Source organism: Actinomyces bouchesdurhonensis, assembly GCF_963540955.1.
Classification (GTDB): Bacteria; Actinomycetota; Actinomycetes; order Actinomycetales; family Actinomycetaceae; genus Pauljensenia; species Pauljensenia bouchesdurhonensis.
Window position 1 is genome coordinate 1 of record NZ_CAUTSL010000060.1, and the last position, 13,884, is coordinate 13,884.

Below are 13,884 nucleotides of genomic sequence, written 5' to 3' on the forward strand. Positions count from 1 at the left end.
CCCCTACCACAACACCTGGGACTAACCCCAGCAACACGAAATGTCCTATAACCCGCTTTGTGTGCCCGTGGGTGGCCCGTCCGCCGTCCGCGCCGCGAGCTTCGCTGGGCGCGTCGTCTCGAAGCCCAGTCAGGCGCCGCCGCCCGCGGAAACCGTGGCACCGCAGCTTGGCCTTCCGGACCATCGGACGCCCTCCACATCGGTGGGTCGTCCGTTTGAAATGCCGGAGTAGTTCCCCAGCAATGTCGCACGTAATTCCCCTACCTGTATGTCAGGATTTGAAATTTGATCGTTGGGATTGCAACGTTTGTGGCCTATCTCGAAAAATGACCGCGTTAAATTACGTGCGACTTTTGGAGGGGCGGTTACCGCCGTCACTCTCGGGCCCCTCTACCGGCCGCGGGCACCGCGGCCTGGCGCTCCGGTGCGCTCTCCATCAGCAGTGTCACGATTCGTCCCCTGTGCAACGTTCTTGAATCGGGCGGTGATGGGGGGTTTGCAGCATTAGGAGGGTTCTGTCGGCGTGTCGCCGGCGTGTCGCGCCTCTAATGGTGCAATTCCCCCGTCTGACGGGGCGTGTTCCCCACATTGGCCCATCTAATGCCCGCGGTGACCAACCAGATCGAATCACCTCCCACCTCTTACCCCATACACAGAATAATTGGCAGGTTCGGCACATGGCCACCTGCCTGTGACCACACCCGTTGGGAGTCCTCGAAAAGATCTGGGCGACCTTGGGCCGCAGATGTGCCCGGGTCGCGCCCTTGGGGTGAGCCAGCGCGTAGTAGTAGCTCGACCTGGCAAGGCCGGCCGCCTCGAGGAGATCGCACACCGCGTGTCCATGCCCTGAAAGCTCGGCGACCGCTAGGGCTTTGTCCCGGTTAGGGAGCGCCTCTGCGTCTTCAGGGCAATCGATAATTTGAGGTACGCCACCTGTGCCTCGAGCTGGCGCGGGAAAAGCCGGAAGTTAAGTGCTCTAAGAAAACTTAGGATGCGTCTTCGTCCCCTCCTGCATCCTTCGGGTGATTCTGCGAATACTATCAGCAGAGTCCGTTTCGTTCGCTTTCATGTCGTTATGAAAGCTTTCGAGGCCTGACGCGATGCCGTCGCATGATTCCGATAGGCGTTCCAGAATGAGTCGGATTTCCCCCACGACATCATAGAAATTCTTAGACGGGCCAGTGGGACTGATCCCCAGGGACTTCCAGCGGCTAAATGCAGCGGTGTAGTTGCTTCGATACGTTTCGTCCTTAACCTTCCTGAGGAGTTTTGAAATCTCGGGTAAATCTCCGTGGTAGACTTGTTCAAGTGACGTGTCTTTAATAGATAGGACTTGAGTGCGGCCCTCTGTGTCTTGTGGTTGGTCATCGATGGTTAGGTCGCCGCTGTCGTAGCGATTACTGAGGGTGTCTGAAATCGAGATATAAGCGTCTCGAATGCGCTGTTCCGCCTGCAGGAAGTTGGCGTCGATCTTAGCAATAGCCTTCTCAAATGCAGCTATAATATCCTGTTCTGAGTAAACAAAGTTCTTAAACGGGTTGGTCTTCTCTTTTGCCTCGAGCCAACCTTTAATCTGTGTTAGTGTATCTTTTGTGGCACCCAGGTCACCCTTCATAATCTTCTCGCCTGTAGCTGTTATATTGAGCGCGGTAATTGCAAAGTTAAGTGTGCACTTTGTTTGCTCTGACCGAATATGGTTGCATGCGTCGATTGCGCTGCTAATAGCTTTACGTGTCTCGGAGCGAAGGATGTTAACTGCGTGTGCGTTGAGGTTAATTAAAGAGATGCAAGCGAAGCTGGCTTGTGTAAGGATATTGAGCGCGGGAGTTAGGCCTCCAAGCAAGTTATTTGCGACGTATGTCAGCGTGTTTGAATTTGAATCAACGAGCCTCTTTTGGGCAGATCCAATCCATGATGGAAGGGAACCGGTATTCTTGCTGGTATCACCGTTTAGCTGTTGCGCCCAGTCACGCGTTGCTGTTAGTAGTGTGTTTGTATCCGTGTATGTGGGTAAGACATAGTGTCCCCTGAGGGCCTTGTCGATGCGGTCGCGAAGGTTGTTGAAAGTTGGAGTCCAACCGGCGGGGTTTAGTCGCGCGTGGCTGCTTAGTATTTTTCCTCCCCCTGAGCCATCTGCCGTAGGTCGGGAAATTATGAGCGGCTCTATCTCAACGGGTAAGGCTGGGTAGCCTTGAATCGGGGTTGCCTGAAGGAGATAGTATGTTTCGTCGATACTAAAGTGGCGACTTCGCATGTGTGCGTCACAAATTGCTCGTTTAAATTGCTTGACTAGTGCGAAATATAGTTCACTATGCCGGTCTTTGTATCGATTGGGGCCGATCCGCTGTCCTTGCTCCGCTTTATCGATCGGGTCGCTGTCAGTAGTGAAAGGATCATAATCGCCCATGTTAGCTCCTTGAATTTCGGACATCTAAACTCTATCAGCCGGTCAGGTGAGAGGCAAGAGCGGCTTGACAGGCAAGAGACTTTTCAACGGTAGCAGGGGTAATTCCACCACCGGGAGCGCGGAGCACCGGGGTGTCTAACCCTCCCGGTCCTCGGCGCACCGGTGGACTACTGCAGGGCGTTGCTGGGAGGCATGGTGGTGTTCATTTGGGTTGTTGCCACTTCGGAGTTGAGTGTGGGTGACCGTGTGTTGGTCGGGGGTTGCGGGTAGAGGTCGAGGCCCTTGGCAATGAGCGGATTCCAACCCCTGTGCTTTTGAAAGACCTCGGGCGGTGTCTCACTGTCAACCTGTTGCTGCTCTGCCCGGTCGTCGCGATCGGTATGATTTGCTTGTCGACCTGGAAGGGGTCCAGCTGGTCGCGGACGCTCGGCGTTCCTCTGGCCTGGTAGTCGATAGAGGGTTCTGTGATTGCCTTACTGGCTGCCTATGTGTGGGGTGATCATGCAAGGACCCGCACGTGTGGTGTGGAGGTGAAAGGCGCACCCCGGACCCGTCCCAGCACGTATCAGGCGACACAAGACGGTGATGGAGCTGCTCGGAGAGTACCCGCGAAACAGTGAGCATCACTGCGCAGAATCGGGGGCGTACGCCCTCAGGGTGCTGCTGAGCGCCAGGGTGATCCGCCAGCTACGCTTCGAGAGACTCATCATCTGAAGCCTGGCCCGACAGCTAGGAACCGCGTGGAATCCTGGATCGACACGCAGTTCATCGGGTTCACGTGTGCGTCATTGGGGGCGTGCCGCCGCTCGAAGGCCTTGGTAGTCGCGTGTTCGGTGAGCGTGGAGGCCCGAAAGGCCAGGCAGGGATACGAAAGAGGCGGGGCCCCGAAGGGTCCCGCCTCTGCTGCGTGTGTGTAGTTGTGGTGGTCGCGCCACCAGCGCCCGGGCCTCGGGGCCGGGGCATGGGGGAATTGCATCATTAGGACGGCGACACGCCGGCGACACGCCGACAGGATGCTCCTAATGGTGCAAAACCCCCCATCTTGTCGCGCCGAGTGGCCACACGTAGGGCGGCCGCGGTCGCGTCACGCAGGACGCTTAGTTCTTCCACCAGCCCTTGACGGTATCAATGGCATGCGCGCCCAGGTCGGACAGCGCGGAGTGGGCGTTCACCAGGCCGGAGGACAAGCGAGCGGCCTGGAAGCGCGACGCGACGTTCTCCCAGTTCACCAGGTTCCACCAGGCCTTGACGTAGTCGGCCTTGACGTTGAGGTAATCCAGGTAGAAGGCGTGCTCCCACATGTCGATCATGAGCAGCGGCACGGTCGCGACCGGGATGTTGCCCTGCTGGTCGGTCATCTGGTAGGTCACGAGGCGCTTGCCGACAGTGTCCCACGCGAGGACGGCCCAGCCGGAGCCCTGCAGGCCCAGGGCGGCGGCGGCGAATTGAGCCTGGAAGGATTCGAACGAGCCGAAGAACTCGTCGATCGCCGCACCGAGCTCGCCCTCGGGACGCGAGGCGCCCTCGCCGGTCATGTTCGTCCAGAAGATGGAGTGGTTGGTGTGGCCGCCCAGGTTGAAGGCCAGGTTCTTCTCCCACAGGTTGATGGCGGCGAAGTCGCCGGACTCGCGGGCGGCGGCCAGTTTCTCCAGCGCGGCGTTCGCGCCGGCCACGTAGTTCGCGTGGTGCTTGTCGTGGTGTAGCTCCATGATGCGCCCGGAGATGTGGGGCTCCAGCGCGGAGTAGTCGTAGGGCAGGTCGGGCAGGGTGTAGACGGTCATGATGCTCCTCCGGGGCGTCGTCGTTTAACTGTTCACTCCAGAGTAGTACTTTAGTCCCAACTTGCGAAGGGGTTGTGTGTCACCTTTCGCGCAGTGCGATCAACGACGAGGCCGGGGCTGGGAAACGCGATCGCGCACCCTCAGCCCCGACCTCGTGAAAAAAGAAGGAGAATCAGGCCTGACCGCGCACGCGACGCACAAGCGCGGAAGCCCCGACGACGATCCACGCGGTCACGGAACCTAGCACAACACCGAAGATGCCCGACAGGGCTGTCTCGACCAGCCAGGAGACGAAACCGCCGCCGGCAGACACCGCGTGCTCGGCGGACTCGAGGAGATGATGGAAGATGGGAACGCCGACCTCGGCGAGGTTCTCGATGACCAGGTGGCCGCCAACCCACAGCATCGCCACCGTGCCGACGACGCCGATCACGCCAAAGACGTGCGGCATGACGCGAACGATCGTGCGGCCCACGTTGTCGACGGGGCCGGGGCGGTTGTCCTCGGGTTCGAGTGCGCCGCGCGCCAGGCGCACGCCCACATCGTCGGCCTTGACGAGGAGGGCGACCAGGCCGTACACGAAGAACGTCATGAAGAAAGCGACTGCGATGAGGACGGCGACGCGCATCGCGCCGTGCTCGTTCGACAGGCCGGCCATGGACACGAGCATGATTTCGGAACTCAGGATCAGGTCAGTGCGGGTCGCGGACGACACGATGGATTTCTCGAGCTCCTCGGCGGATGCAGCGCCGCCTTCCTCGTGTCCCTCGTGGTGGTCGGGCAGCCAGCCGATTTTTTCGAGGACCTTCTCGCCGCCCTCGAAGCACAGGTACGCGCCGCCCACGACGAGGAGGAACGGCAGGACGTGGGGGGCCAGCCACGTGAGCAGGAGCGCGATCGGTAGGATGATGAAAAGCTTATTGATGAGGGAACCGCGCGCGATCTTAGCGATGATGGGGAGTTCGCGCTTGGGGTTCAGGCCAGCGACGTACTGGGGGGTGACTGCCGTGTCATCGATGACGACGCCCACTGCCTTCGACGAGACCTTGACGGCACCTGCCGCAACGTCATCGACAGATGAGGCCGTGACTTTCGCGAGGGTCGCGATGTCGTCGAGCAGGGCGACAAGTCCTCCGGACATGGGGTTTCCTCCTATAGACGCCGCGTGGGGTACCTCGTTGGGCTCCCGCGCATTGTACTCATGGGGATAGTCTTGAGGCATGACGACTTCCGTACCCGTCCCCGCCCTCGATCGTGACCTCATCGCGCGCCTGCGCTTCGATGTTATCGCGTCGAGATGGACCATCGACACCTTATCGGCGCTGCTGAGCGCCGACACCTTGGCCGCTCTCATGCGCGACTCGCGCCTGCCTGCCCTCGTGGAACTCGCTGGCGTCATGGAGCCTGCCGCCACGCTCACGCGCTTTTTTGTCCTGGGGCAGCCTGAGCGCGCCTCGGCGCTGAGTGAGGCGCTCCCGACGCTTGGCGCGGATGGCCTGGTAACTCTCGGCCTGGCGGCCACCATTGACGAGGCTGAGGCCTTCTGCGCTTTCGTCATGTCCCGCGAGCGCGGCAAGGTCACGCCGAAACGGGGGGCGGACGGCGGACCTGACGTGGAGAAGGTGAGCCAGGAGGAGGCCTCGTTCCCGAGGATGCCTGCCATACCGACCATGCGCGACCCCGACGAAGAAGCGCCCGAGGCCGAACCGGATCCGTGGATGCGCGCACTCTTCGATGTGCGCCCCCACGCGGCTTGCCTGCCGGACGGCGACCATGACTGGTGGGTGATCTCTGACCTGGGTGAGGCGCAGACCGGCAGGCCGCTGGCTGCCGATCACGTGCTCGGCATTGGTGGGGCGACTTTGACGCTCCTGGAGATGACGGTTCGCGAGCAGGTTGATTCGGCTCTTGACCTGGGGTGCGGGTGCGGTATCCAGGCCCTGTATCTGGCGACGCACGCGAGCCGCGTCGTTGCTACCGACGTCTCAGCGCGGGCGTGCGCGCTCACCCAGTTCAACGCTGCCCTGAACGAGACGACGATCGACGTGCGTGAGGGGTCCCTCTTTGAGCCGGTCGCCGGAGAAACCTTCGACTTGATTGTGTCCAATCCTCCTTTTGTTATCACGCCGGATAGCGTGCGCGGGACGGCGGGGCTGCTCGAGTATCGTGACGGCGGCATGGACCGCGACAACCTGATTGCTGTGATCCTGCGTGACGCTCCCTCGTGCCTGAACGTGGGGGGCACGTTGCAGATGCTGGCGAATTGGGAGATTCCTGCGAGCCGCAACCCGGACACGCAGTGGGCCCAGCGCGTCGATGCGTGGCTGGAGGGCCTGCCGGTGGACGCGTGGGTGGTTCAGCGTGACGTGCTCGAGCCGGCGCGCTACGTGGACATGTGGATTCGTGATTCGGGCGGCCAGCTCATGCCGCGCGCCGACTACGATCGCGCGTTTACGTCGTGGTTGGTGGATTTCCGTCGCGCGGGCACGGGCGCGATCGGTATGGGTTTTGTGGCGCTGCGCAGGCTCGACGAGGCCGAGGCCGCCTCGGGTGGGGTTCGCGCCTACGACCTGTCCCTCGATGGGCACGCCCCGCGCGGGCGCGACGTGGCGTGGGCGCTGGCCTCCCTGCGCGCCCCTCAGCTGTGGGACACGGCGCTCACGCGTGCGTCGGATGTGCGCGAGGAGCGCCACTACGTGCCGGGCAGCGCCGACCCGGAGTTGCTGATCCTGCATCAGGGTGGGGGCTTGGGCCGTTCCGTGCCTGTCTCCTCGGCGGTGTCCGCGGTCGTGGGGGCCTCGGATGGGGAGCTGACGGTCGGCCAGATCGCGGCGGCGGTCGCGATGCTCACCTCGGTTGAGGTGGAGGATGTGCGCGCCGAGGTCGAGGCGCCCCTGCACGACCTGATCCGCTGGGGGTTCCTGACGTACTGAGCGGCGTTGCGGGTGCGGGCACCACGGTCGGGGGCGGTTGTGCCACCCGTTGTTTTCCGGGGAACCCGCGGTGTTGTTGCAGTCTTGTGGCGAGTGTGGATGCCCGGTTCGCTGGTGGCTCCAGATGTGGGGGCACTGTGTTAGCCTGGCGCCACAATTCAGCGAAGGAGCGACATGGACTACGAGCTGACCTACCGCTACAGTGCCCCCTCGCGCCTGGACGAGGGCGCCGGGCTTGCGCTGGCGACATCGGGAGGGTTCACCCCCGAGGGGGAGGCGGCGCGCCCCTATTTCTTCTCGGGGTTCATGGAGCGCCCTGACGTGGTTGCCGTCGGCCTGCTCGCGGTCGCGCGCGTGGCGCGCACCCGCTTCTACGTGCCGCCCGGCATGGTCGCAACGCCCGGCGGCGGACTCACGCGTATCGGGATGCTCGACCCGGTTGTGACCAGCACGGCGGAGGGCCTGCGCTTTGAGTCTTTTAGCGCGTGCTGCGGCGTGTACGCGCGGCTCGACGTGGAGGCCTCGTCCCTGGACGCCACCCACCGCGCGGTCGGCGTGACCAACGTGGACGTGAACCAGCCGCTGCGCGCCGCCCTGGCGTCCCTGCGAGCGGGGGAACCCCTGCACCTGGGCGTGGGCGAGGAGGGGCTGACGGCCACGACCCTGGACGAGGAGGTCACGGAGGAGAAGGTGCCGCTGTCCCTGCGCTGGCTCAAGGGTTTTGCGCAGATGCAGATGCTCAGCTCCGCGATGATGCCTCTCCACGCGCTGAACGCGGCGCAGGCCCGCGCGTTCATCAGGGGCCTGCCGAGGTCCAGCGCGACGGGCACGGTCATGTGGGCGGGGCGGGCCGTGCGCGGCCTGCGCCTGGGGACCCGGCCCGCGCCGGGGGCGGCGTGCGTCGCAGGTCCTGAACGTCTGCGCGTATTCGAGCCGCTTCTTCATCTCATCACGTCGCTTGAGGCCTACGGGCCTGACGTGGATGCGGACAGTGAGCCGGTCGCTTCCCTGTGGGTCGCCCGCATGCCCGGCGCGCGCCTAAGCGTGGGACTCAGCCCCGCCAAGTCACGCGGTTTCTCGGGGGAGGGCGCGGTCCTGGCAGCCCTTGGAACCCCTTACGTCGAGGAGGACGCGGCCCAGCTCTGCGCCCTGCTCTCCTTCGAGCCGCGCATCGACACGCAGCTCATGTCGGCCCGCTGCGGCCTGGCCCCCGACCGGGTGGCCGGCGGCCTCGCGCTCCTGGCTTCAAGCGGGCAGGTCGGCTTCGACGTCACTGAGGGCGCTTACTTCCATCGTCCCCTGCCCGTGCGTGCCGACGCACTCACCGCCATGCATCCGCGACTAGCCGGGGCGCGTTCGCTTATCGAGCGCGGCGCGATCACCCGTGAGGAGGGTGCACGCTTCCGGGTCGCTTCGGGCGCGAACCGCTACCGGGTGGAGGTGCCCGCCGACCCCTACGCCATCGGCCAGTACCGGTGCACCTGCCCATGGTGGATGAAACACAGGGGCGGGCGGGGTCCCTGCAAGCACGTCCTCGCCGTTTCCCTGCTCGTGAAGGAGGAATCGTGAGCACCATCCGTTGGCTGCCCGACACCCTGGATGAGTGCATGGACTTTTGGAGGCTCCACCTGTGGGTCCGGCAGCACCCGGACCAGTGGACCCTCGACCAAGTCTACGCGCGCATGCTGGAGATCAACGACGGCCCGCCCACGGATGACGACCTGACCGTGAGCGCTCGGCTGTCCGACCCGTGGATGGACGGCATCGGCTTCCTGCGCCTGGCTGAACTGCACGGCGACCTGGCCCTCGAGCATGACGAGCACTACCTGACGGCGCTCATCGGCCTGGAACCCGGGCTGCAACTGCCTCTCATGCGCGCAGACCAGCAGCTGCGCGAGGAGCTGGTGTGGGGAATGCTGCGTCAGGAGGGCAACCGCGGCGTGTCGCTGTCCTCGTCCGACCGCTCTGCTTCCGTCGGCGTGAAGTCGCCCGGCTGGTCGCGAACGCTCGTGTCCAGCGCCGATGAGGGACTCATCGACCGGGATCGCCTCATCGACGCTCTCCTAGAGATACTCGCCGCTGACCTGCCCACTGCGCGCGCCGGCTGGTATTCGCGGACCCTGCGCCTGGCCTCTATGACCGTTGACGAGGCCGTCTCGCGTCAGGGTGTCCTGTGTGCCCTGATGTCCTCCCCCGTCGGGCCGACCGTCACCCTGGCGGTCGGACAGCTGTGCGCCCTCGCCAGGGCCGGTCGCCTCGACCTGGAACTTTTCGCGCGCAGCTGCGAGGGAGCGCTCATGGGGTCGAAGGAGAATGCTCTGCGAGTGCTTGGGGTCTTGCGTGACGGCCTCGGGGCCGTGGAGGGCACCGACCTTGAACCCCTGCTCGGTGTCGCCCTCTCCTTCCCGGACGCGCAGGTGCAGCGCGCGGCGCTGGGCCTCGCGCGCGACAACGTGACCGCCAGCCTCCTGACGCCCGAGAGCGTCGCCGCCATCGTGCGTCTGGCGGACCTGGATCCGCTGGTCGCCCCCGAGGCGCGCGAGTTCGTGTCCGTAGGCGCGGCGACCGACCGGCCCGGCTCCGGCCTCGTGCCCGGGGAGACTCAGGTCGGGCCGGGAGCCTTCCTGCCGCCGCCCCGACAGGTGAGCGACCTGGTGCCCATGAGCGCCGAGGACGTGGTTGGGCGGGTCGGCGTCCTGGCGGAGGGCGCGCAGATGGGGCTCGAATACGAGCTGCTGCTTTCTTTTCTCGTCTCCCCCGAGTTCGACCCGGCCGCGCTGGAATCGTTGCGCCCGCTCGTGCGGCGCCTAACCACGCGCAGATTTGGGTACGAGCGCATGCTTGGACGTCTCCTGCAGATAGCCCTCGATGGGGGAGAGGAGGGCGCGGAGAGCCCGCTGGCCACAGCCACCACGTGGTTGGAATCGGAGAACATGCCCACCCTCATGCGAGAGCGCATCATCGAGGTCGCGGGCCTGCTCGCGCGCGGGCAGCGCTACCGCCTCCTGGCGACGCCCACCGACGATCGGGGTGCCGTGAACCCGCTTGTTCTGGTGCGCCGTGCCCTGGACAACGGGGACGCGCCGCCGCTTGGCGCTGACCTTACCCAGGCGCTGCTGCGCGTGGACGCCGAGCACCCGGACTGCGTGGCCGCGCTCGCGCTCGTGGAGGAGCGGGAGGAGGACCTGCCGTCCTCCGCCGCCGCCCGCATCCGCCTCGCCCTTCAGGGGGTGGTGCGCAGACGCGCCGAGGGCTACCTGTCGTCCCTCTCCGTGACGTGGGAGGGGCACCCCGCCTACGAGTCGCGCAGCGGGAAGCCCAAGGTCGCCCGTGACGGCTCGCCCGTCTACGCGTTCTTTACCCCGCGTATCGTCGGCGTGGATACAGGTGCGACAGGACCCGATCTGAGCGCGCTTGCGGATATTGCGAGTGCTTCGGGCGATTTTACTGCCCACCGCTACATCTACCCCGCGTTGGTACGCCACTTCGCCGTCTGCCTGCTCGCCTCGCAGTGGTACGTGCTTGACAACACCCAGCTGACCTGTGAGTGCTACCGGGCCCTGTGCGAGCACGGCGGGCGCTGGGATGCGCTGGCCGCGGGGCTCCTGGGCCAGGCGATGGGAGAGCACGAGGTCGAGTCGCGTGCCCTCGGCGTCGAGACCCTTGCCTCGCTGGTGGCGCGCGGGGACCTCTCCTTCGACCAGGCCGTGGCCGGTTTCGAGGCCGTGGCGCACACCGTGAAGCTGAACCGGTGGGCGAGAGCGTTCAAGGATCTGGGGAACGTGGACCCCCGCCTCGCGCTGGACCTGGCGCTCGCGCTGCTCCCCGGGCTTGAGCGCCGGCGCACGGGCATCGGGCAGCTGCTGGGCGTCGTCACCGCGCAGTACGCGCGGGCGCAGGACGAGGGGTGGGCGCCGCCGTTGGGCGAGGATCTCGTCGGCTGGCTCGCCTTGTTCCGGGGGACTTCACAGACCGCCAAGTACGCGCGCACACTGAAGGAAATGGATTAATGACCGCGCCTGCGCCCCTGGCCGAGCGCCGCGCGGCCCTCAAGCGCCTCCTCGCCTCCGGGGAGAGTGCCATCGGCGCCTACGAGCGGGTGCTGGAGGGGGCCTCGGAGAAGGATCGGCGTTCCCTGTTCAAGTCCGTGCCCTTCGCGCGCCTCGTCCCGCCAGCCGTCGAGTGGGAGTGGGACGCGGTCCCAGAGGACACGGTGCGCATGTGCTTCTTCCTGCGCGCCGCCCTGGCCGGGAGCGATGACGCCGGCGACGACTACGGTGCCCGGTGGTCGGGCCGCCGCGGCGGTGACCCGCGCGAGGGGGCGGACCTGGAGCGTCTGCTCGCCGCTCACAGGCGCGGCGCGGCTGGGCGCAGCGGCGAGTGGCTCGAGCAGGCCGCCGGCAGCCCCGGCGGCGTTGCCTTCTGGCACACCTACCGCACCATTTTGGCTGAGCGTGGAGCGCACCTGGCGTCCGCGCCCTCCCTGGAGTACTTCGCGCGCAGGATCATTCCCGCGCCTCACCCCACCTCGGATGAGACGCAGCGCTTCTTCGAGGAGAACCCGACCTTTCTGGACCACGAGTTCTGGCAGTTCTTCCGCGTCGAGGGCGCCCTGCCCGGCTCTGCCCTCTTCGTGTGGATGTATCGCGAGGACCCCTCCGCGCCCGGCGGCGACTTCGAGCGCCTGCACAGCCACGACCTGGTCCGCTACATGGCGACGCGCTTCCCGCATCTGCGGCCCCGTATCCTCTCCGAGTGTCTGGCCGCCCAGAGGCGCGACTTCTCCGCCTACAACGCCCGCGTTTTCTCGCGGGCCTGGGAGGCGCTCGAACCGACGCGCGAGGAAAGGCTCGCGGCGGCCTCGGACCTCATCGCCCTGCTCGGGGCCGGACCCTCGCCGACGGTGTCCCTGGCGCACAAGGCACTCCTCGACCTCGTCGGAGAGCTCACGGTAGAGCAGGTGGACGCGCTCGTGCAGGCCAGCGCCCAGGTCCTCGCGCGCTCCGAAAAGAAGCTGCTGCGCGCGCACCTGCGCCTGCTCGCCGCCCTCGTCAAGGCCCATCCCGGGTGCGCTGCCGCCGTCAGTGACGTGGTCGCTGAGGCAGAGTTCCCCCTCGACCTACGAGACCGCGCAGCCGCGCTCGTCGCGGCCCCCGCCGGTTCCGGGGACTCTGACGGTTCCGGGGAATGCGCGGACGAGGCCGGGGCCAGGCCTGCGGGGTCGGCCGCCCTCGGCGCGAGTGCCCTGGGACGCGAACCCGGAGAGGGCGCCCAGGCCTCGTGGACGTTCCCGGACGCCCCCGCAGCGGACCTGCCGCGCACGTCGCACGCGGCAGAGCTGCCCGACGACAACGACGCGGCCGTCGCGGCGCTGCACGCCCTCTTCGAGGACGCGTCCGCGGGCGCCGCCCTGCCCGCGCTCCTGACGCGCATCAGCGGCGAGGGCATCGAGCTGGCGGAGGCCGACAAGGCGCTGCTCGCCAGGTACTGGCGGAGCGCCCCCAACTGGAAGGGCGCCAACCAGCTGTCCTACCTGGCCTCTCGCCTCCTGCGCGGAGTGGAGGTGAAGGACGCGCCCGAGGCCGGCCACTTCCGCGGCTACCGGCGCAAGGGCAGCGAATGGGAGCAGCACCGAGGCCCGGTCCGCCTCCTGCACGAGCAGCTGCGCGTTGCATTGCGCGACAAGCCCTACGACAAGCCGAACGGTCAGGACATGTACCGCTTCGACCCGATCCTGACCGAGCCGCTCGAACCCATGGAGGTGCAGTGGGAGCGGCAGATCATCCGCGCTCCCTACCAGAAGCCGGTGAGCGTCGTGCGCGGCGATTACGACAAGACCGATGACATGCACGAGACGTGGGCGATCCCCGGGCAAACCCTGGCAACCGGCGAGGACTCGCTGGCGGTCGCCCTCGCCAACGTCGCGGGGGTGGCTCCCGAGTTCACCGGGCGGCTCTTGGAATCCGGTGACTACCGGTCGAGCGGCGTCGCCTACGCGTGGGCGGCCTGGGCCCTCCAGCACAATCCGGACATTCTGGCCGCCCACGCGATGCCCGTCCTCCAGGGGGCGTTCTTTAAGTTCCCGCAGGTCATCACCGCTTTCGAGGTCATCGTGCGCGCGCTGGGAGAGGGATGGCGGGCGCCGGGCGCGCCCACCTACTCGGCCCTGGCGTGGGCGTCCACCGCCGCGCAGGCACACTATCGGGCCATCGCCGCCGAGGCCATCGCGGGCCTCGCCGACACCGACCGATACGACCCGGCGGCCATGGCCGAGGAGATCGGCTACCTGATGCGCAACGGGTGGTTCGGTCCCGGGCGGGTCACCCAGACGCTCACCGACTGCGCGTCCGTCTCGGCCCTGGCCGGGTATCGCGTCGCACAGACCATCGCCGCGGTGCTGCCGTCGCTCGTTGGCATCCGAGGTTCGAATCGTATGGTCGAGGCCCTGGTGGCGCTCGCGGGCGACTACGGCATGAGGGTGAGCGTGCCCGATGAGCTGCGCCCCAAGATGAAGGGATCGAGCACGCTCGCTAAAGCACTGCGGGCGCTCGACGCGCTGCCTGATGCCCCGACTGGCCTCGCGCGCGAGGCGGCGGAGGCGCTCGGCGCGGCGCGAGCGCGCCGAGATCGAGGCCCCGCTGCGTGAGCTGATCCGCTGGGGACTCTTGACGTGCTGAGCGGTGTTGTGTGCGCGGGCGCCGCGGCTGCAGGGGCAGCCGCGGCGCTTGGCGTCAGGGCGTTGTTACTCGTCTGTTGGGGTGGA

The 13,884-nt window shown here is 66.1% G+C and carries 7 protein-coding genes; 4 read left to right on the forward strand and 3 right to left on the reverse strand.

Translation table 11 applies throughout. The annotated features are described in order from the left end of the window. Positions 1 to 976: 976 nt before the first annotated feature. The 3 genes from RYL44_RS08850 to RYL44_RS08860 form a co-directional block, all read right to left on the reverse strand. Positions 977 to 2,407, reverse strand: a complete 1,431-nt coding sequence (locus RYL44_RS08850) for a hypothetical protein (protein ID WP_314975748.1) — start codon at positions 2,405 to 2,407, stop codon at positions 977 to 979. A 1,097-nt stretch (positions 2,408 to 3,504) separates the two neighbouring features. Then, on the reverse strand, positions 3,505 to 4,188 hold the full coding sequence (locus RYL44_RS08855; RefSeq protein ID WP_314975749.1) for a superoxide dismutase: 684 nt from the start codon (positions 4,186 to 4,188) through the stop codon (positions 3,505 to 3,507). Positions 4,189 to 4,360: 172 nt separating this feature from the next. Next, complete coding sequence (locus tag RYL44_RS08860; RefSeq protein ID WP_314975750.1) at positions 4,361 to 5,329, reverse strand: DUF808 domain-containing protein; 969 nt, start codon at positions 5,327 to 5,329, stop codon at positions 4,361 to 4,363. 79 nt (positions 5,330 to 5,408) lie between these two features. Here RYL44_RS08860 and RYL44_RS08865 point away from each other — a divergent pair, with 79 nt between their 5' ends. From RYL44_RS08865 to RYL44_RS08880, 4 genes are all read left to right on the forward strand, one after another. After that, positions 5,409 to 7,121: a methyltransferase gene (locus RYL44_RS08865; protein ID WP_314975751.1), complete on the forward strand. Its 1,713-nt coding sequence runs from the start codon at positions 5,409 to 5,411 to the stop codon at positions 7,119 to 7,121. Positions 7,122 to 7,295: 174 nt separating this feature from the next. Further along, positions 7,296 to 8,690 (forward strand): SWIM zinc finger family protein, encoded by a 1,395-nt coding sequence (locus tag RYL44_RS08870; protein ID WP_314975752.1) that lies wholly within the window; start codon positions 7,296 to 7,298, stop codon positions 8,688 to 8,690. Further along, positions 8,687 to 11,131, forward strand: coding sequence for a DUF6493 family protein (locus RYL44_RS08875; protein ID WP_314975753.1), 2,445 nt, complete (start codon positions 8,687 to 8,689; stop codon positions 11,129 to 11,131). The genes RYL44_RS08870 and RYL44_RS08875 overlap by 4 nt, the downstream gene beginning before the upstream one ends. Continuing rightward, complete coding sequence (locus tag RYL44_RS08880; RefSeq protein WP_314975754.1) at positions 11,131 to 13,767, forward strand: DUF6493 family protein; 2,637 nt, start codon at positions 11,131 to 11,133, stop codon at positions 13,765 to 13,767. Before RYL44_RS08875 ends, RYL44_RS08880 begins: the two co-directional genes overlap by 1 nt. Positions 13,768 to 13,884 lie beyond the last annotated feature (117 nt).